Source organism: Streptomyces sp. JJ38 (assembly GCF_019303475.1).
GTDB lineage: Bacteria > Actinomycetota > Actinomycetes > Streptomycetales > Streptomycetaceae > Streptomyces.
The window spans coordinates 45769-63843 of the sequence record NZ_JABLSI010000010.1 but is presented as its reverse complement, the minus strand read 5'-3'; the positions used below and the strand labels follow the sequence as shown (position 1 = coordinate 63843).

The 18075-nt window shown below is 72.3% G+C and carries 19 protein-coding genes; 9 read left to right on the top strand and 10 right to left on the bottom strand.

What is annotated here, in order from left to right:
• Nucleotides 1-59: 59 nt before the first annotated feature.
• From HPT28_RS07345 to HPT28_RS07335, 3 genes are all read left to right on the top strand, one after another.
• Complete coding sequence (locus HPT28_RS07345; RefSeq protein WP_219090126.1) at nt 60-1838, top strand: biotin carboxylase N-terminal domain-containing protein; 1779 nt, start codon at nt 60-62, stop codon at nt 1836-1838.
• A 153-nt stretch (nt 1839-1991) separates the two neighbouring features.
• On the top strand, nt 1992-2555 hold the full coding sequence (locus HPT28_RS07340) for a Uma2 family endonuclease (protein WP_219090125.1): 564 nt from the start codon (nt 1992-1994) through the stop codon (nt 2553-2555).
• A gap of 101 nt (nt 2556-2656) precedes the next feature.
• A complete protein-coding gene (locus HPT28_RS07335; protein WP_219090124.1) occupies nt 2657-2956 on the top strand; it encodes a hypothetical protein in 300 nt (99 codons plus the stop codon).
• 159 nt (nt 2957-3115) lie between these two features.
• On the opposite strand, the gene HPT28_RS07330 is transcribed toward HPT28_RS07335, so the two are convergent.
• Both HPT28_RS07330 and HPT28_RS26675 read right to left on the bottom strand, forming a co-directional pair.
• Nucleotides 3116-3550 carry a hypothetical protein gene (locus HPT28_RS07330; RefSeq protein ID WP_219090123.1) on the bottom strand — a complete coding sequence of 145 codons (435 nt, stop codon included), beginning with the start codon at nt 3548-3550 and terminating at the stop codon, nt 3116-3118.
• A complete protein-coding gene (locus tag HPT28_RS26675) occupies nt 3547-4164 on the bottom strand; it encodes a hypothetical protein (RefSeq protein WP_257578191.1) in 618 nt (205 codons plus the stop codon). The genes HPT28_RS07330 and HPT28_RS26675 overlap by 4 nt, the downstream gene beginning before the upstream one ends.
• A 138-nt stretch (nt 4165-4302) precedes the next feature.
• Between HPT28_RS26675 and HPT28_RS07320 the strand changes: the two genes are divergently transcribed.
• From HPT28_RS07320 to HPT28_RS07315, 3 genes are read left to right on the top strand one after another with little or no spacing between them, the layout of a single operon-like run.
• On the top strand, nt 4303-5271 hold the full coding sequence (locus HPT28_RS07320) for a helix-turn-helix transcriptional regulator (RefSeq protein WP_257578211.1): 969 nt from the start codon (nt 4303-4305) through the stop codon (nt 5269-5271).
• Complete coding sequence (locus tag HPT28_RS26670) at nt 5213-5347, top strand: DUF397 domain-containing protein (RefSeq protein ID WP_308119120.1); 135 nt, start codon at nt 5213-5215, stop codon at nt 5345-5347. The genes HPT28_RS07320 and HPT28_RS26670 overlap by 59 nt, the downstream gene beginning before the upstream one ends.
• 29 nt (nt 5348-5376) lie before the next feature.
• Nucleotides 5377-5583 (top strand): DUF397 domain-containing protein, encoded by a 207-nt coding sequence (locus tag HPT28_RS07315; RefSeq protein ID WP_219090121.1) that lies wholly within the window; start codon nt 5377-5379, stop codon nt 5581-5583.
• A gap of 11 nt (nt 5584-5594) precedes the next feature.
• Here the strand turns inward: HPT28_RS07315 and HPT28_RS07310 are convergent, their stop codons facing one another.
• From HPT28_RS07310 to HPT28_RS07300, 3 genes are all read right to left on the bottom strand, one after another.
• On the bottom strand, nt 5595-6872 hold the full coding sequence (locus HPT28_RS07310) for a pyroglutamyl peptidase (protein WP_219090120.1): 1278 nt from the start codon (nt 6870-6872) through the stop codon (nt 5595-5597).
• A 114-nt stretch (nt 6873-6986) separates the two neighbouring features.
• Nucleotides 6987-8240, bottom strand: coding sequence for an MFS transporter (locus HPT28_RS07305; protein ID WP_219090119.1), 1254 nt, complete (start codon nt 8238-8240; stop codon nt 6987-6989).
• Nucleotides 8233-9408 carry an aromatic ring-hydroxylating dioxygenase subunit alpha gene (locus HPT28_RS07300; RefSeq protein WP_219090118.1) on the bottom strand — a complete coding sequence of 392 codons (1176 nt, stop codon included), beginning with the start codon at nt 9406-9408 and terminating at the stop codon, nt 8233-8235. The genes HPT28_RS07305 and HPT28_RS07300 overlap by 8 nt, the downstream gene beginning before the upstream one ends.
• A 411-nt stretch (nt 9409-9819) precedes the next feature.
• On the opposite strand from HPT28_RS07300, the gene HPT28_RS07295 reads away from it, so the two are divergent.
• The 3 genes from HPT28_RS07295 (at nt 9820) to HPT28_RS07285 (ending at nt 12565) form a co-directional block, all read left to right on the top strand.
• Nucleotides 9820-10866: a helix-turn-helix domain-containing protein gene (locus tag HPT28_RS07295; RefSeq protein ID WP_219090117.1), complete on the top strand. Its 1047-nt coding sequence runs from the start codon at nt 9820-9822 to the stop codon at nt 10864-10866.
• A gap of 124 nt (nt 10867-10990) precedes the next feature.
• The gene (locus tag HPT28_RS07290; RefSeq protein ID WP_219090116.1) at nt 10991-12190 is read left to right on the top strand and encodes a S8 family peptidase; all 1200 of its coding nucleotides are present in this window, start codon (nt 10991-10993) and stop codon (nt 12188-12190) included.
• A gap of 153 nt (nt 12191-12343) precedes the next feature.
• The gene (locus HPT28_RS07285; RefSeq protein WP_219090115.1) at nt 12344-12565 is read left to right on the top strand and encodes a type II toxin-antitoxin system Phd/YefM family antitoxin; all 222 of its coding nucleotides are present in this window, start codon (nt 12344-12346) and stop codon (nt 12563-12565) included.
• Between the two features lie 31 nt (nt 12566-12596).
• Here HPT28_RS07285 and HPT28_RS07280 read toward each other — a convergent pair whose 3' ends face one another.
• From HPT28_RS07280 to HPT28_RS07260, 5 genes are all read right to left on the bottom strand, one after another.
• Nucleotides 12597-13151 (bottom strand): PadR family transcriptional regulator, encoded by a 555-nt coding sequence (locus HPT28_RS07280; protein WP_219090114.1) that lies wholly within the window; start codon nt 13149-13151, stop codon nt 12597-12599.
• A gap of 77 nt (nt 13152-13228) precedes the next feature.
• A complete protein-coding gene (locus HPT28_RS07275; protein WP_219090113.1) occupies nt 13229-15244 on the bottom strand; it encodes an NADPH-dependent 2,4-dienoyl-CoA reductase in 2016 nt (671 codons plus the stop codon).
• A gap of 141 nt (nt 15245-15385) precedes the next feature.
• Nucleotides 15386-16132, bottom strand: coding sequence for a glucose 1-dehydrogenase (locus HPT28_RS07270; RefSeq protein WP_219090112.1), 747 nt, complete (start codon nt 16130-16132; stop codon nt 15386-15388).
• Nucleotides 16129-17124, bottom strand: a complete 996-nt coding sequence (locus HPT28_RS07265; protein WP_306824589.1) for a S9 family peptidase — start codon at nt 17122-17124, stop codon at nt 16129-16131. Before HPT28_RS07265 ends, HPT28_RS07270 begins: the two co-directional genes overlap by 4 nt.
• The gene (locus tag HPT28_RS07260; protein WP_219090111.1) at nt 17121-18038 is read right to left on the bottom strand and encodes a zinc-binding dehydrogenase; all 918 of its coding nucleotides are present in this window, start codon (nt 18036-18038) and stop codon (nt 17121-17123) included. The genes HPT28_RS07265 and HPT28_RS07260 overlap by 4 nt, the downstream gene beginning before the upstream one ends.
• Nucleotides 18039-18075 lie beyond the last annotated feature (37 nt).

Here is an 18075-nt window from a genome sequence, read left to right as displayed (position 1 = left end):
GACTGCGCGTGTGGTGTCGCAGGTACCTAAACTCAGGTTGTTTCAAGGAGGGAGCCATCGTGCGCAAGGTGCTCATCGCCAACCGCGGTGAAATCGCTGTCCGCGTAGCCCGGGCCTGCCGGGACGCCGGGATCGCGAGCGTAGCCGTCTACGCCGACCCGGACCGGGACGCGCTGCATGTCCGGGCCGCTGACGAGGCATTCGCCCTGGGCGGTGACACTCCGGCCACGAGCTACCTGGATGTCGCCAAGGTGCTGAAAGCCGCGGCCGACTCCGGTGCCGACGCCATCCACCCGGGTTACGGCTTCCTCTCGGAGAACGCCGACTTCGCCCAGGCCGTGCTCGACGCCGGACTCACCTGGATCGGCCCGCCGCCGCAGGCCATCAAGGACCTCGGTGACAAGGTCGCCGCCCGGCACATCGCCCAGCGCGCCGGCGCGCCGCTGGTGGCCGGCACCAAGGACCCGGTCAGCGGCGCCGACGAGGTCGTCGAGTTCGCGAAGGAGAACGGCCTGCCCATCGCCATCAAGGCCGCCTTCGGCGGTGGCGGTCGCGGCCTCAAGGTCGCCCGGACCCTCGAAGAGGTTCCGGAGCTGTACGAGTCCGCGGTGCGCGAGGCCGTCGCCGCGTTCGGCCGCGGCGAGTGCTTCGTCGAGCGCTACCTCGACCGCCCCCGGCACGTCGAGACCCAGTGCCTCGCCGACCAGCACGGCAACGTCGTCGTCGTCTCCACCCGTGACTGCTCGCTCCAGCGGCGTCACCAGAAGCTCGTCGAGGAGGCCCCCGCGCCCTTCCTCACCGACGAGCAGAACGCCGAGCTGTACCGGGCGTCCAAGGCCATTCTCAAGGAGGCCGGCTACGTCGGCGCCGGGACCTGCGAGTTCCTCGTCGGCCAGGACGGCACGATCTCCTTCCTGGAGGTCAACACCCGCCTCCAGGTCGAGCACCCGGTGACCGAGGAGGTCACCGGCATCGACCTCGTCCGCGAGATGTTCCGCATCGCCGACGGCGAGGAGCTCGGCTACGACGACCCGCCGCTGCGCGGTCACTCCTTCGAGTTCCGCATCAACGGCGAGGACCCGGGCCGCAACTTCCTGCCCGCCCCCGGCACGGTGACCAAGTTCGTCGCCCCGACCGGCCCGGGCGTCCGCCTGGACGCGGGCGTCGAGTCCGGCTCCGTCATCGGCCCCGCCTGGGACTCGCTGCTGGCCAAGCTCATCGTCACCGGCGCCACCCGGCAGCAGGCCCTCCAGCGCGCCGCCCGCGCGCTCGCGGAGTTCGACGTGGAGGGCATGGCCACCGCCATCCCGTTCCACCGCGTCGTCGTCGAGGACCCGGCCTTCGCCCCCGAGGTCAACGGCCGCGAGGGCGAGCCCTTCGACGTCCACACCCGGTGGATCGAGACGGAGTTCGTCAACGAGATCAAGCCCTTCGCCGGGGCCGGCGTCGCCGAGGACGAGGACGAGTCCTCGCGCGAGACCGTCGTCGTCGAGGTCGGCGGCAAGCGCCTCGAGGTCTCCCTGCCCGCCTCGCTCGGCATGCCCCTGGCCCGCGCGGCCGTCGCGGGCGGCGCCAAGCCCGCGCGTCGCCGGGCGGCCAAGAAGTCCGGCTCCGCCGCCTCGGGCGACGCCCTGGCGTCCCCGATGCAGGGCACCATCGTCAAGGTCGCCGTGGAAGAGGGCCAGCAGGTCGAGGAGGGCGAGCTCATCGTCGTCCTGGAGGCCATGAAGATGGAGCAGCCCCTCAACGCCCACCGCGCCGGCACGGTCAAGGACCTCGCCGCGGAGGTCGGCGCCTCCATCTCCTCCGGCACCGTCATCTGCGAGATCAAGGACTGACCCCGCGTCCGTCCCACGCGTGAGCCCCGCCGAGCCCACCCGCCCGGCGGGGCTCACGCGTTCCCCCGGGCCTCTCGCCCGACCGTATGCTGACCTCATACCGCCTGCCGGGATCAGGCCGAGGCAGCGGTCGGCCGAGGAGGTGAAGGGGAAATGAGCCTTGCCGTCAACCACACCGGGCCCTGGACCGTCGCCGACGTCCTGGCACTGCCCGAAGATCGCACGATGCGCTACGAGCTGCTGGGAGAGTCCCTCGTCATGACTCCCGCACCCGGCATCCGCCACCAGCGAGCCTCCTTCCGGCTCGCCATGGCCCTGCACGCTGCCGCCCGCTCTGCCCGCACACCGGTCGAGGTGCTGGAGGCCGTCAACGTCATCCTGCCCTCGGGGCTGGTCGTCCCCGACCTCGTGGTGGCCGACGCCGGAGCCACCGCCGAGGACGGCGTCAGCATCGACGCAGAAGGCGTTCAGCTCGTGGTCGAACTGGTCTCCCCGGGCAACCGCACGGTGGACCGCAAGTTCAAGCCGATGCTGTACGCCGAGGCCGCCATCCCGCACTTCTGGCGGCTCGAGTTCGACCCGGCGCCCATGCTCATCATCCACGAGCTCGAAAGTGGCCGGTACGTGGAGCGCACCACCGCCCTCGCCGGCGCCGTCACACACGTGGACACCCCGATCCCCCTCGACATCGACCCAGCCGACCTCTCCCGGCAGTAGCCTCCGGTGTCCGGGACCGGCACAGCGAAGCGCCGCTTTCCGACAACGCCTCCGACGCACCGCGCGCCTGACCTCCGAACCTCGACCCAGCGGTTTGACCCATGCCGAGCGACCCCCTGCTGATCCCTCTTGGCCAGCTCCGCCATGCCTTCGAGCTTGCCCTGGAGCACATCGAATCCTCAGCCGGAAGCACGGTGGAGCTCGGACACGACTACTTCTGGTCCATCCCGGTGGACGAGCTCTACCAGGTGCCCGACGAGCCGGCCACGATGACGATCGGGCAGCTCTCCGAATCGTGGCAACACCTCGAACACCTTCTCGCCGAGCCGGACCGGGCCCTGGGCTACGACTTGGTCTGGCTTGCCGACGTCCTCCGCGCGATCGGCCAAGAAGTCGTCTGACAGACACGCGCCCACCCCGCCATGACGTGCGTGGCGGGGCCTTGGCTTCCGGGTGGGGGGCGGGGGCACGGCAAGACACCTCCAGGCCCGAGCTGGCGCCGGGGCCTGTACGACCCGCCCCCCATGGCCGCGAGTCCCTCACGATCTCCGTCCGGCCCATCACCCCGCAACGTATCCCGAGGCACCGACATCCCGGCCGGTCCACGAGGAACGAGCCGTTGGCCACGGTTCACGGGTGGCACAGAGGACGTAGTGGGCGGCACCGTCGCGGGCGGCGAGGGTGAACACGGCGCCGTCGGCCAGGTGAGCGAGCGCGGTGTCCTGCTGGGCGGTGCCGTCGCGCCAGGCGCGGAGCGTCTCGGCGGCCTCGGTCGCGTCCCCGGTGGCACAGCTCAGGGCTCCCGGCGGGCACCAGGGCAGGCCCGGAGCCGGGTCCAGCGCGTCCGCGATGCGCGTGGCCCGGTCGCGCAGCCAGCGCAGGGCGAGCCGCGCCGTGTGCGTCCGGTACACGCCGAGCGGCCAGGTCCGCGCGTGGTCCAGCGCGTACGCCGTCGCCTCGCACCGGAACACCGTGGCGGCCCGGGGGGCGCTCACAGCACGTCCCCGCGACTGCGGGCGTTCGCGCGGGCGTTGCGGGCGGCGAGCCGTTCCCTCGCATCCGGCTGGCGGACGTGCCCGGCGTCCCACTGCGGCCCCCGCCCGGTGACGGGACGCAGCCGGTACCGCTCGCCGTCCTCCGCGACGACGTACCCCGGCCGACCGGTCGCGACGTCCACGACGAGTGCCCCCGGCCGGAGCCCGGCACCGGCCCGAACCGCGGTCGCGAGCCGCCGCACGGCCGCTGGCCGCGCCCTGCCCAACGTCACCAGGACGCCGCGTCCTCCGCCGTATGGTGCGTCAACCGCCAGCGAGGGCAGGGTGACTCCCGCCGACCACAGCGCCCGGCGCATCGCGGCCACCGCGTCCTCGGCCTCCTCCCACGGGTCGTCCATGGCCGGGAAGGCGGGTGCGGGCGGCGCGAGGGTGTCGATCAGCCGGATCGCGACGTCCGCCCGGATCGGCTCCACCCCGATGTAGGCCCGCCCGCCGAGCGGGGGCGCCGCGCGCATCGGGAGGTAGAACCCCCGTCCCAGCAAGGCGATATGCAGCTCCTCGGCGATCCGCGCCGCGATGCGCCGCGCTTCGCGCTGCGTGTCCGCAGGCGTCATGACCATGGGCATCCCTGTACGTTTTCGCCCCGCTTGTCGGACGAGGCGGCTACCATCCGTGAGTACAGCGTTGCCCTAGGCCATGGCGCGTTCAACGCGTTCCGCGTGCCATGGGCCTTCTGTCACAAGGGGGGAACCTTGGTACACCGACGCAACGGTACGAAGAACCCGGCCGCGACCTCGGCCGCCGTCTTCGGAGAACTCCTGCGCGACCTGCGGGAGTCGGCACACCTGACGCAGGAGGAGCTGGCCTGCAAGATCCCGTGCGACCGCTCGCTGGTCGCCCGCATCGAGGCCGGTACCCGCGTCCCTCAGCACACGTTCGCCGTGGCCGCCGACCACGTCCTGGGCACCGGCGGCATGCTCGAACGCCTGTGGCAGCGCATCGACTGGTACCCCGAAGTCGCCCACCCCGACTGGTTCAAGCGCCGGGCCGCGATGGACGCCGAAGCCGTCGCCCTGCGGATCTACGGCACGTTGGTCATCCCTGGGCTTCTTCAGACGAAGGAGTACGCACGTGCGGTCCTCCGTCGCCTGGTTGAGGGCGAAGAGTTGGAGGAACTGATCCGAGCCCGGATGAGCCGCCAGCAGCGGTTCCTCGCAGCCAACGGGCGGGGCCCACTGCTGGTGGCAGTGCTCGACGAAAGCGCGCTGCACAACGTAGTCGGTGGAACGACCGTCATGCGTGAGCAATGCGCGCACCTACTCACCGCGGGCAAGCTGGGCTCCGTCCGCATTCAAATCGCGCCCTCGTCAGACCCGAGCATCAACCCTCCGGACAGCCCGATGTCGCTGATCCATCTGCCTGATGGGCAGCAGTGGGTCTACTCGGAGTCGCTGGACCGAGGCCACTTCAGTAATAATCCGGCAGTCTTCGCCGCGCAATCCCAGATCTATGATGTGCTCAGAGCTGATGCACTGTCCGCTCGAGAGTCCGCCGCGCTGATCTGCGACGTCATGGAAGGGTACGGCCGACATGAAGCAGCACGAACTCGCCAACGCACAGTGGACCAAGAGCAGCTACAGCGGCGCCAACGGCGGCGACTGCGTGGAAACCGCCCTCGGCATCCACGGCAGCGTCCCCGTCCGGGACAGCAAGGCGGTTGACGGCCCGGTGCTGATCTTCCCCAACGCTGCGTGGACCGCATTCGTCGGGGCCACGCGCTCCGACCAACTTCGTTGAGAGACCACGGCACCGGGAGGCGTCCCGACATGAAGCAGCACGAACTCACCAACGCACAGTGGATCAAAAGCAGCCACAGCGGCGGCAACGGCGGCAACTGCGTGGAAACCGCCCTCGGTACCCACGGCAGCGTCCCCGTCCGGGACAGCAAGGCCGTTGACGGCCCGGTGCTGGTGTTCCCCGCCGCCGCGTGGGCCGCGTTCGTGGACTCCACCAGCACCGGGACGCTTCGCTGACGACCTGACCGCTACAGGGTCCCCGCCCCGACGGTGACGATGGCGCGGATCTGGGCCGTGATGTCGGAGCGGTTGCGCTCGTAGGCCGGGTCCGTGACGGCGTCGGTGTTGCCCTCGCCGAAGCGCAGCACCGGGGTGTGGATGTGGCCGCCGGGCACGTCGAGGCCGAGGGCGTCGCGGAGCAGGGTGGCCCGGTACGCGATCTCGTTGGACAGGTAGTTGCCGCCGCCACCCTGGCGGGCCTGCGAGCCGGGGGTTGGGCCGTCGTCCCGGACGACGGGGTCGGCCGCGCCGACGGGTATCTCGGTGACGCGGGTGTTGTCCAGGACGGGGAACCGCCCGGTGTCCGCGTTGACGATGTCGGTGTACGGCAGCGAGGTGGCCGTCCACTGGGGCTGCGGGGTGACGGAGGGGACCCCGGCGGGGATGGGCACGAGACCCGTCTCCGAGGCGTTCTCGTTGTCCGGGTAGCCGCCGCGCCAGGCGCCGTTGAAGCGCTCGATGTCGAACTGCTCCGGACGGCCCTGGCTGATGGTGGCGAACATGTCGACCTGCGCCGGGCCCTCGGCGAAGTGCGGGAGCAGGGTGCGCTCGACGGTGCCGTCGGCGAAGTCCCGCCAGCGGACGGGGAAGATGGCGGCCTCGATGCGGGCCGGGCCCGACGCCGTCTGGACGGAGGTCCCGTCGAGGGCGAGCGCGGCGGCGCCGGAGGGGTTGCCGATGCGGATGTCCCGGTCGAGGGTGAACGGGTCGAAGCCGGTGACCAGGATGCGCTTGACGCCCTCGCCCTTGGGGAAGGTGATGGTGTCCTGGCCACGGGAGGACGTCTCCAGGCGCTGGATCAACCCGGCGCGTTCCTCCGCCGAGAGCGGGAAGCGGGGCTGCCACTGGCGCAGGGCCGTGTCCAGGCTGAGCCTGGCCCAGTACAGCGGGCGGTCGTCCTCGCGGCTCAGCTCGCCGCCCCTCGCCCGGGACTGCGCGCGGTTGACCGCCGTCTTCCAGAGCTTCCGGGCGTGCTTGCCGACGACGTGCTCGGCGGATGCGAGGGAGTCGGCCCGGCACAGCTCCCGGAGGAAGGCGGGGCGCACGGCGTCGAAGCCGCTGCGCCGCAGGATCTGCTGCGGGGCCCGCCGCTCCAGGCGTTGGTCCTCGACAGTGAGGGGCGCGGACTCGTCGAGACAGGCCGCGCTCCCGACCCCGACGGCGCCGGCCTGCGGGACGGCGAGCGTGGCGCACGCCAGGACGGTGGTCGCTGCGATGGCGGACAGGCGCCGGAGCGTGCTTCCCATGCGGTCCTCTTCCCTCGGGCCCGAAGGCCGTGCGTCGGCGTGTTCGGTTTCCGAACGAGCGCACCCTAGAAGAGGCGTTGAGCGGACGACAAGGGTGCGGTCGGGGTCGTCGGCCTACCGCTTGACGGCCGTCTCCGGGGCGGCCGGGGAGTCGGCGGGGGCGACGGGACGGCACCAGGTCTCGCGGGAGGCGCGGGCGGCGAGGAGGCCGAGGGCGGAGGTGCCGGCCATGAGGGCGAGGGCCCGGTCCCAGCCGAGCTCGGCGTCGAGGACGAGCCCGAAGAGGGGTTGCAGGGCGGCCGAGACGCCGAAGCAGCCCGCGTTGAGGATGGCGAGGGCGGTGGCGGCGATGTGGGCCGGGACGGCTTCCTTGAGGGCCGCAAAGGAGACGGTGACCTGGGAGGCGGCGGCGCCGACGAGGGCGTAGAGGGCGAGCCCCTGCCAGCCCGCGTCCCAGGGGAGGAGGGCGAGGCAGGCCCAGCCGGTGAGGGCCATGGCGCTGGTGCCGAGGATGAAGGGCTTTCGGCGGCCGGCGCGGTCGGACCAGACGCCGATGGCGAGGCAGCCGATGCCGTAGACGGTGAGGGCGGCCGTGGTGTACCAGGCGGCGGCGGTGTTGGACAGGCCGCGGGTGTCGGTGAGGAGCGGGACGCCCCACAGGCCGGAGAAGGCGTAGAAGGTGCCGTTGGTCCCGGCGGTGGCGAGCAGCAGGGGCCACAGGGCACGGCTGCGGAAGGCGTCCCGCAGGCCGCCGCGCGCGGCACCGGAGACGGGGGCGGACGCGCTGCCCGCCGGGTGGTTGCGCACGAGCGCGGCGACGGCGAGGGAGAGGGCGAGCCCGGCCGCCGCCGCGACGGCGAACAGGCCGCGCCAGGGGAAGTGTTCCAGGAGCCAGGCCGTGGGCGAGCCGGCGGCGACGGCGCCGCAGGTCGCCAGGAGCATGGTGACGCCGGTGACGAGTCCGTAGCGTTCGGGGCTGAACCAGGCGGCGTTGAACTTCATGATGCCGACGAAGACGACGGACAGTCCGGCGCCGGTGAGCAGGGGCCCGGCCGAGGCGGTGACGAGGTTCTGGGCGACGGCGAGCAGGAGCGCGCCGGCGGCCGTGACGGTGGAGCCGACGGCGACGCAACGCCGGGTGCCGTGGCGGTCGACGAGGAGCCCGGCGGGTATCTGGGCGACGGTGTACGTCCAGAAGTGCCAGGAGGCGAGGGCGCCGAGCTGGGCGTCGGTGACGTCGAGGTCGGTGGAGAGCGCGTCGGCGAAGGTGGCGGGGGCGAAGCGGTGGAAGAAGCCGAGCAGGAAGCAGCCCGCGAGGACGGACCACGCGAGGAGGCGGCGGGCCCGGCGGCCGGCGGCGTCAGTCATGGACGGCGTCGCGGTCGCCGAGGACCTGGTCCAGGATCCAGTTGTCGAGGCGGTGCACGACGTGCTCCTCGGGGACGTAGCAGCCGGGAGGGGAGGCGTTGAGGCCCTGCTGCTGGTGCTCGGTGATCCAGTCGTCCTCCTCGACGACCTGGTCGAGCCGCTTGGCGTAGCGCGGGTAGACGTCGTCGAAGTCGGGGCGGTCGACGGTGGAGCCGGGGAAGGAGTAGCCGACGCGGACGCGGGTGCGGGTGGCGGAGTCGGGGATCTTGTGGATCCACCACATGACGTCCTGGGCGGTGACGAGGAAGAAGCCGGGCAGCAGGATGGAGAAGTGGGCGCCGTGTTCGGCGGCCCCGGTGAGGCCCTTGGTGTGGGGGAAGCCGGTGTGGCGTTCTCCGGGGTGGAGGGCGGGGGTGTGCTCGGACGCGTGGTGGACGCCGATCCAGTGGCCCTCGGCGTGGGGCGTGGTGACGGGCTGTTCGCCGATGGAGCCGCGGTGGATGTGCTGGGTGTGGAGGGTCTCCATGTCGACTTCGACGTAGAGCTTCCAGTTGGAGTCGAGGACGTACTCGCGCTCGTGGACGGCGACCATCTGCGCGGTCTGGTGCGGGACGGCGACGGTGGAGAGGTAGTTGCCGAGGTAGGCGTCGAGGGTGGGGGCGGTGGCCGGGTCGCCGAGGTGGACGAAGACCAGCCCTTCGCGGATGCCGCTGGGCACCTGGACGAGGTTGCGGCCGAGCCCGGCGAGTTCCTCGCGCCGGTGGCCGTCGAGCCCGGGGGCGTGCTTGAGGACGCCTTCGAGGCTGTAGGTCCAGGAGTGGTAGGGGCAGCGCAGGCCACGGCAGTTGCCGGAGGGCTCCTCCACGACGAGCGAGCCCCGGTGCCGGCAGGAGTTGCGGAAGACGCGGACCTGGTCGTCGTCCCCGCGGACGACGAGCAGCGGTTCGTCGAGCAGGCGCAGGGTGCGGAAGTCCCCCGGCTGCGGGATGGACGAGGCGAGCCCGGCGAAGTGCCACGCGGGGCGGAACATGGTCGCCATCTCGCGTTCGAACCAGGTGTGGTCGGTGTAGACCCAGTGCGGGAGGGTCGTGGCCTCCTCGCGGGGTCGCCGGGTGCCCGCGTAGAGCGTCGGATCGAGGATGTCCTTGCCGTCGGGCAGGTTACGCATCGTGAAGTTCCCCCTACGCATCCACGGTGGTCGCCACGAGGAGAACACGGCGGCGATGCCGCGGGCAACTGACATGGGGGTACGGACAATCACCGCCCCGGACGAAACACACCCGTCCTCAAGTCCCCCGCGCAGAGAGCCAACTCGCCCTTCTCCCACCCGACGGGAGCGCACGTCGGCGGGGAGCCGGGAGGCGCCGGAGGGCCCGCCCGGCGCGCTCGTCGCCACCCCGCCCCGGTCCGGTCCTGCGCCTGCGCCTGCGCCTGCGCCTGCGCTTCAGGAGTGTTGACCGCCGGTCGCCCCACCGGGACCGGATGCGGCCACCGCGATTTGTGGAGGCCCTGTGGGGGGCTCAAGGATGTCGCCATGACGCCATTGACGTGATTGCGCCGCCAAGGTCACGATTCGGACATGCTTGAGGCGTTGGATCTGGACGCCGTCCAGCAGCAGGTGTACGAGGCGCTGGTGGACGGCGCCGTCACCACCGCCGAGCTGCGGGACGGCCTGGGGCTGTCGGTCACCCGGGTGCGGGGAGCCCTCGGCTCCCTGGAGGAGCTGGGGCTGATCCAGCGCGTCGCCGGCAGGCGGCGGGGGCCGGACCGGTTTCTGCCCGTCGAGCCGGACGTGGCGCTCGCCGCGCTCCTGGCCGCGCGCGAGGAGGAGCTGCAACGGGCCCGGCGCCATGTGCACCACCTGGCGGCCCGGTTCCGGGCGGCGGCGGACGCCCGCGACCCGCTCGACGTGGTGGAGGTCGTCGTGGGCCGGGCGGCCGTCATGCAGCGGGTGGACCAGCTGCAACGCGGCGCCCGACACCTGGTCCGCGGCGTGGACCGGCCGCCGTACGTCAACAGCGACCCGGACCGGCACGACGCGCGCACCGGCATGATGCCGCTCCAGGGCGAGACGATGCGGCGCGGCGTCGCCTACCGGGTGCTGTACGACGCCGAGGGGCTGGCCACCTTCCACAGCACCCACACCGACATCCTGGCCTGCGCCGAACTCGGCGAGGAGGCACGGGTCCTGACCAGCGCGCCGACGAAGATGCTGCTGGCCGACGAGCAGACCGGCATCCTGCCCCTGCGCACCACGCACTACGAGGTGGCCAGTTGCGTCGTCGTCCACGCCTCGGGCCTGCTGGACGCGTTGAGTTCGTTCTTCGAGGTGCTGTGGGCGCAGGCGCTGCCGCTGTCCGACTTCCTCGCGGACGACGAGGGCGACGGCGACGGTCCGGGCCTCCCCTGCGACGACACGCGGCTGCTGGCGCTGCTGGCCACCGGGCTGACGGACCAGGTCATGGCCCGGCAACTCGGCGTGAGTCACCGCACCTTCCAGCGGCGGCTGCGGGCGACGATGGAACGGCTCGGCGTGACCACGCGCTTCCAGCTCGGCATGGTGGCGGCACGACTGGACATCGGGGGCGGAGTTGTCCAGCCCGAGGCCGACCGAGTCGCCCCCTGATGCCGGAATCGCCCCTGAATAGCGCTCTCTTTGCATCCCTTGAAGCTGTCGTGTACATGAGCTTGGCTGCTGTTCGCGCCCCCACGGCGCATCCCCCCACGACACGGCAGTGAAGGACATTCACATGGCAGTGACGCGCAGGAAGCTCACCGTCGGCATCTCCGCGGCGGTGGCCGCGGCGGCCGTCGGCACCGGACTCATCGCCCTCCCGGCCAACGCCGGCCCCGCCGAGGGGACGGTCATCGGGGCGAACTCCGCCCTCGCCGTCGAGGGCAGCTACATCGTGACCCTGAAGGACAACGGCGTCTCGGCGGCCTCGCAGGGCGGCGAGGACGTCGTCGAGAAGCACGGCGGCAAGGTCGAGGAGACCTTCACCCACGCGCTCAACGGCTACGCCGCCACCTCGCTGTCGGCGCAGGAGGCGCGTCGGCTCGCCGCCGACCCCGCCGTCGACAAGGTGTACGCCAACCAGACGCACACCATCTCCGCCGAGCAGACCGACCCGCCCAACTGGGGCCTGGACCGCATCGACAGCCCCGCGCTCCCCCTCGACCAGAGCTACACCTATCCGGACGGCGGCGGCGAGGGCGTCACCGCCTACGTCATCGACACCGGCGTGATGGTGGAGCACGAGGACTTCGGTGGCCGCGCCGAGGACGGCTACGACGCGGTCGAGGAGGACGACGTCGCCCAGGACGGCAACGGCCACGGCACCCACGTCGCCAGCACGATCGCCGGTGAGGCGCACGGCGTGGCGAAGAACGCCACGGTCGTCGGCGTCCGCGTGCTGGACGACAACGGCTCGGGCACCACCGCCCAGGTCGTCGCCGGGATCGAGTGGGTGGCCGAGAACGCCTCGGGCCCCTCGGTCGCCAACATGTCGCTCGGCGGCGGCGTCGACCCCGTCCTGGACGAGGCCGTCAAGAACGCGATAGCCGCCGGCGTGACCTTCGCCGTCGCGGCCGGGAACGAGAGCCAGGACGCGACCAACGTCTCCCCGGCCCGCGTCGAGGAGGCCATCACCGTCGGCGCGACCGACGACGCCGACGGCATGGCGAGCTTCTCCAACTACGGCGCGCCGCTGGACCTCTTCGCCCCCGGCGTCGACATCACCGCCGCCTGGAACGACGGCTCCACCAAGACCATCTCCGGCACCTCGATGGCCACCCCGCACGTCGCGGGCGTCGCCGCCCTGTACCTGGCGGACAACGGCGAGGCCACCCCGGAGCAGGTCTCCCAGGCGCTCACGGACGCGGCCTCCCCCGACGTCGTCACCAACCCGGGCCAGGGCTCGCCCAACCTGCTGCTGAACCTCGTCAAGTAGGCCCCGCAGTCCGCTAGCGGCCCCGACGGCCGGCCCGAAGCCTCCCCAGGCCGGGCCGGCCGTCCCGGCGGTTCCGGGGCTGTGCGACGTGGAGGGGACGCCCCGGCAGGAAGCGGTGGCACAGTTGCCGACACGACATACGAGGAGGCGGCTGTGCCCATCCCTGCCCACGAGGCCCGCGACAACCTGCACGCACTGATCCAGCAGGTCAACGACGACCGCTCATCGGTGCTCATCACGTCCCGCAACGGAAATGCCATCCTCATCTCGGAAGAGGACTACGCATCCTGGCAGGAGACGATGTACCTGATGCGATCACCCGCGAGCGCCCGTCGACTGGTCGAGTCCATCGCCGAGGCCGAGGGCCGCGTCTGAGCCGAGGCCGACGAGGCCAGCGCCCTCGCGCTCAGGGAGCGTCGGCCCCGTCCTGGCCACGGGGGAGCTGGTCGAGGGCGTCGGTGAGCCAGGCGATCCAGAACGTCTCCAGGCCGATGCCGCCCTTGAGGACGACGTGCCGCAGCCGGTCCGGCTCGGTGTCCCGCTCCGGCGGGAAGTCGCGCTTCTCGATCTCCAGATACTCGGCCAACTGCCGCTCGTGCAGCGCAAGATGACGGCGCAGCTCGGCCTCAAGGCCCGCACTCCCAACGACGGCCGCCGCCCGCATCCGCAGCAGCAGCGGGTCCCGGACGGTCTTCGGGTCCTCGACCCGGGCCACCCACGCCGTCAGCTCCTCCCGCCCCTTCGGCAGGACCTCCCACTCCTTGCGCTGCCCGCGCGCCGGCGCCTCCGTCGGCAGCGCCCGGATGAACCCGGACTGCTCCAGCTTGCCCAGCTCGCGGTAGATCTGCTGATGCGTCGCGGACCAGAAGTAGCCGATCGACTTGTCGAAGCGGCGCGTCAGCTCCAGCCCCGACGACGGCTTCTCCAGCAGGGCGGTGAGGATCGCGTGGGGCAGGGACATGTCGGCATCCTAGGGAACGGCCCGGCCCCGGACCGCCGTGGTCCGAGGCCGGGCATGCTGCTGGGGGCGCAGTCGGCTCAGAGCGCTGCCGCCAGCTCGGTGCCCTGCCGGATCGCCCGCTTGGCGTCCAGCTCGGCCGCCACGTCCGCGCCGCCGATCAGGTGCACGGTGTGCCCGGCCGCCGCCAGCTCCTCGTGCAGCTCGCGCCGCGGCTCCTGGCCCGTGCACAGCACGACGGTGTCCACGGGGATGACGTCCGCCGTGCCGTCCACGGTGACGTGCAGCCCGTCGTCGTCGATCCGCTCGTACGTCGCGCCCTTGACCATCGTCACGCCGCGGTGCTTGAGCTCGGTGCGGTGGATCCAGCCCGTCGTCTTGCCCAGCCCGGCGCCGACCTTGCTCGTCTTGCGCTGGAGCAGGTGCACGGTGCGCGGCGGCTTCGGGCGCTCCGGCTTCCGCAGCCCGCCCCGCTCGGCGTACTCCATGTCCACGCCCCACTGGCGGGCGAACGTCTCCGGGTCGACGCTCGCGCCCTCGCCGCCGTCCGTCAGGAACTCGGCGACGTCGAAGCCGATGCCGCCCGCGCCGACGATCGCCACGCGCTCGCCCACCGGCGCCCCGTCGCGCAGCACGTCCAGGTAGCTGACGACGCTGGGGTGGTCCACGCCCGGGATCTCGGGGGTGCGCGGGGTGACGCCGGTCGCGACGACGATCTCGTCGAAGCCCTCGGCGTCCGCCGCCGTGAACGGCGTCTTCAGCCGGACGTCGACGCCCCGCAGGTCGAGCTGGGTGCGGAAGTAGCGCAGCGTCTCCCCGAACTCCTCCTTGCCCGGGATGCGCTTGGCGATGTTGAGCTGGCCGCCGATCTCGTCCGAGGCCTCGAACAGCGTGACGGCGTGCCCGCGCTCGGCCGCCGAGACGGCGAAGGCCAGCCCGGCCGGCCCGGCCCCGACCACGGCGAGGCTCTTGCGCCGCCGCGTCGGCTCCAGCACCAGCTCCGTCTCGTGGCAGGCGCGCGGGTTGACCAGGCAGGAGGTGATCTGGAGGCTGAACACGTGGTCCAGGCAGGCCTGGTTGCAGCCGATGCAGGTGTTGATCGTCTCCGGGCGGCCCTCGGCGGCCTTGGCCACGAACTCGGCGTCGGCGAGGAACGGACGCGCCATGGACACCATGTCCGCGTACCCGTCGGCGAGCACCTCCTCCGCCGTCTCCGGGGTGTTGATGCGGTTCACCGCCACCAGCGGGACGGACACCTCGCCCATCAGCTTCTTCGTCACCCACGCGTAGGCGGCGCGCGGCACCGAGGTGACGATCGTCGGGATGCGGGCCTCGTGCCAGCCGATGCCGGTGTTGATGATCGTCGCCCCGGCCGCCTCGATCTCCTTGGCCAGCGCCACGACCTCCTCCAGCGTCGAGCCGCCGGGCACCAGGTCGAGCATGGAGAGCCGGTAGATCAGGATGAACTCCGGACCGACCCGCTCCCGGACCCGGCGCACGATCTCCACCGGGAAGCGCATGCGGTTCTCCGGCGAGCCGCCCCAGCGGTCGGTGCGCTGGTTCGTCGCGGGGGCGATGAACTCGTTGATCAGGTAGCCCTCGGAGCCCATGATCTCGACGCCGTCGTAGCCCGCCCGCTGGGCCAGCTCGGCGGCGCGGGCGAAGTCGTCGATCGTCTGCTCGATCTCGTCGTCCGTCATGGCGTGCGGGACGTGGAAGCTGATCGGCGCCTGGAGCGCGCTCGGCGCCACCAGGTTCTCGTGGTGCGCGTACCGGCCGAAGTGCAGGATCTGCATCGCGATCCTGCCGCCCTCGCGGTGCACGGCGTCCGTGACCACCCGGTGCCGCTCGGCCTCCGCCTCCGTGGTGAGCACGGCCCCGCCGTCCCACGGCCGCCCGGCCTCGTTCGGCGCGATGCCACCGGTGACGATCAGCCCGACCCCGCCCCGGGCACGCTCGGCGTAGAACGCCGCCATGCGCTCGAACCCGTTCTCGGCCTCCTCGAGCCCGACGTGCATGGAGCCCATGAGCACGCGGTTGGGCAGGCTGGTGAAACCCAGGTCAAGCGGCTGCAACAGATGCGGATACCGGCTCACGGCACACTCCCTCACCTCGACGGAACCCCGATTATGCAACAAGGTGCACAACCGGATGCACCCCCGCCGGGCGTGGCCTGAGCCACACCGCCCCCTGCGAGGCGCCCCGCAGGGGGCGGGGCACTGCCCCGGGCCGGTGGCTCAGCCGGGCACGGAGCCCACCAGCCCGCCGTCGACGACGAGATCCTGGCCGTTGACGTAGGACGCGTCGGACGAGGCGAGGAAGGCCACAACCGCCGCGATCTCCTCCGGCCGGCCGAACCGCCCCGCGACGACCTGACGGGTCACCGCCTCCGCCTGCTCGGGGCTCAGCGCGTCGAAGGGATACATCGGCGTGTCGATGTACCCGGGGCTGATGGAGTTGACCCGGATACCGCGCGGGGCCAGGGCGGCGGCGAGCGTCCGGGCCAGGTTGTGCGCGGCGGCCTTGGTGGCCGAGTAGAGGCTGAGCACGCTGTTGCCCCGGTGGAGCGTCCACGACGCGTTGATCACGACCGAGCCCCCGTCCCTCAGCAGCGGCAGCGCCTTCTGGACGGTGAAGAACACCCCCTTGAAGTTGACGTCCACGCAGTGGTCGACGTCGGCCTCGGTGAGCTCCTCGAACGGCCGGAACGTACCGACGCCCGCGTTGGCGAACACGCTGTCGAGGCGACCATGCCGCTCGCGGACCGTCTCCATCAACGCCTCCACCGCGCCAACGTCCGCGGCATCGGCGACCACCCCCGAGGCGTCGGCACCCAGCTGCCGCACCGCGTCGTCCACCCGCTCCCGGGTACGTCCCGTGACGACGACCCGGGCACCCTCGGCGACGAGCCGGTGGGCCGTGGCCAACCCCATGCCACTGGTCCCGCCGGTGATCAGCACGGTCTTGTCGTCGAAGCGCTTCATGCCGTTGCTCCCGTCAGGGTCTGCGCGAAGTGGTCGGTGAGGCGGGGCAGCCACGCGTCCCGCACATTGCCGATCAGGTGATCACCGCCCGGCACGGACACAAAGCTCCCGCGCGGCGCCAGCTTCGCCAGCGGCTCGCAGTTCGTCACCCCGGGAATGACGTCCGCATCCCCCTCCACGACGAGCAGCGGCGCACTGATGCGCGGAGCCAGCTCCGTGAGATCCGCCCGCCGGACGAAGTCCCGCGCCGCGTCCTCGCCCTTGGCCCGCCACGCGATGATGTCCCGCACCGGTGGGGGCAGTTCCTCCCAGTCGAGCCGGAACGCCCCGCTGACGGCCGCCACCGCGGCGACCCGCGGCTCCAGCGCCGCCGCACGGCCGACGTGGTAGCCGCCCAGGCTGAGCCCGACGATTCCAACCCGCTCCACCCCGAGGGCGTCGACGACCCGCCCCACGACGCGCTCGTACTCCGGGGTGAGCGCCGTCGAGCCCGCCAGCACGCCCTGCCCGGGGCCGTCCATCGCGAAGACGGCCAGCCCTCGGGCCAGCAACGCGGCCGCCAGATCGAGAAACTCCTCCTTGGCCGAGTCCAACCCGGGCACGATGATCACCGTCCCGGGCGCGTCGACGGGCCCCCGCAGCCAACCGGTGAACCCCTCACCCTCCACGCGTCGCGCGCCCGGCTCCAGCAGGCCGAGCGCCCGGGCCAGCGCCGCGTCCGCCTCGGCGGCCGCCTCGTGAGCCTCCGCGCCCGGCGCGAGGGTGGCCAGGTGGAACCAGCGCGCCGCCATCAGCAGGCGCTCCCCCGCCGCCTGGGGCGCGCCCACCGGATCCGCACGCTCCAACCACGCCTGCCCGGTACGCCGGAGCGCCGGGACCCAGTCCGCGACCGAGCCCAGCCCCTCGGTGACGCGCCGGTACTCGTCCGGATCGATTCCGGCTCCCCTGGCCCGCGTCCACTGCGCATCGGCGAACTCGACCACACTCATCATGAACCTCCCGTCAGCAGAACGGCCTTCCCGCGGATGCGGCGCTCCCGCAGGTCGACCAACGTTTCGGCGGCCTCCGACCAGGCGGCGATCCGGCCGATCTCGGGGTGCAGCCGCCCCCGCTCCACGCACCGCGCCAAGGCCGCCAGGTCGGGGCCGTACGGGGCGCCCGCATAGTGGAAATGCCGGATCGTGACGCCCTCGGGGCCGCCCAGCAGCCCGAAGAAGTCGAGCGTCACCGGAGTCCGGCTGGCCTGCCCGAACCACACGAGCAGGCCGCCAGGACGCACCTTCATCACGGCGGCCGCCAGCTCGGGACCGCCCGTGGACTCCAGCACGACGTCGAAGGGCCCCCGGGCCTCCGCGACCTCGTGCACCACCGCGGCCCCCAGCTCCACCAGACGCTCGCCCCGTGCGGGCGTGGCCGTCACCGCGGTCACCTCGGCCCCGGCCGCCACGGCCAGCTCGGTGACGTAGTGACCGACACCGCCCGACGCACCCGTCAGCAGCACCCGCACCCCGGCCAACGGACCGGCCGCGCGCAACAGCCGCAGCGCGGTGATCCCGGCCAGCGGGAGAGCCGCCGCGCGCACGCTGTCGACGCTGTCCGGAAGCACCGCGAGCGAGTGCGTCGGCACGGCCGCGTACTCGGCCCAGCCGCCCCGCGCCGGATGCCCGACCACCCGGGTACCGATGCCGGGCCCGGAGCCGTCGGCCGCCGTCTGCACCACGAGCCCCGCCACGTCCTTGCCCGGCAGCCACCCCGGCTCCGGGCGCTCCAGGAGGAACGTCTCGCCACGGTTCAGCGCGAACGCCTCCACCTTGACCAGCGCCTCCCCCGGCTCGGGCACGGGCTGGGGCACCTCCGCGAAGGCGACGGGCCGCGTCGCGTCGCCGGTGGGAATCAGTCTGTGCATACCGCGCATGCAACCGCCGAGCCCGCCACAAGATCCA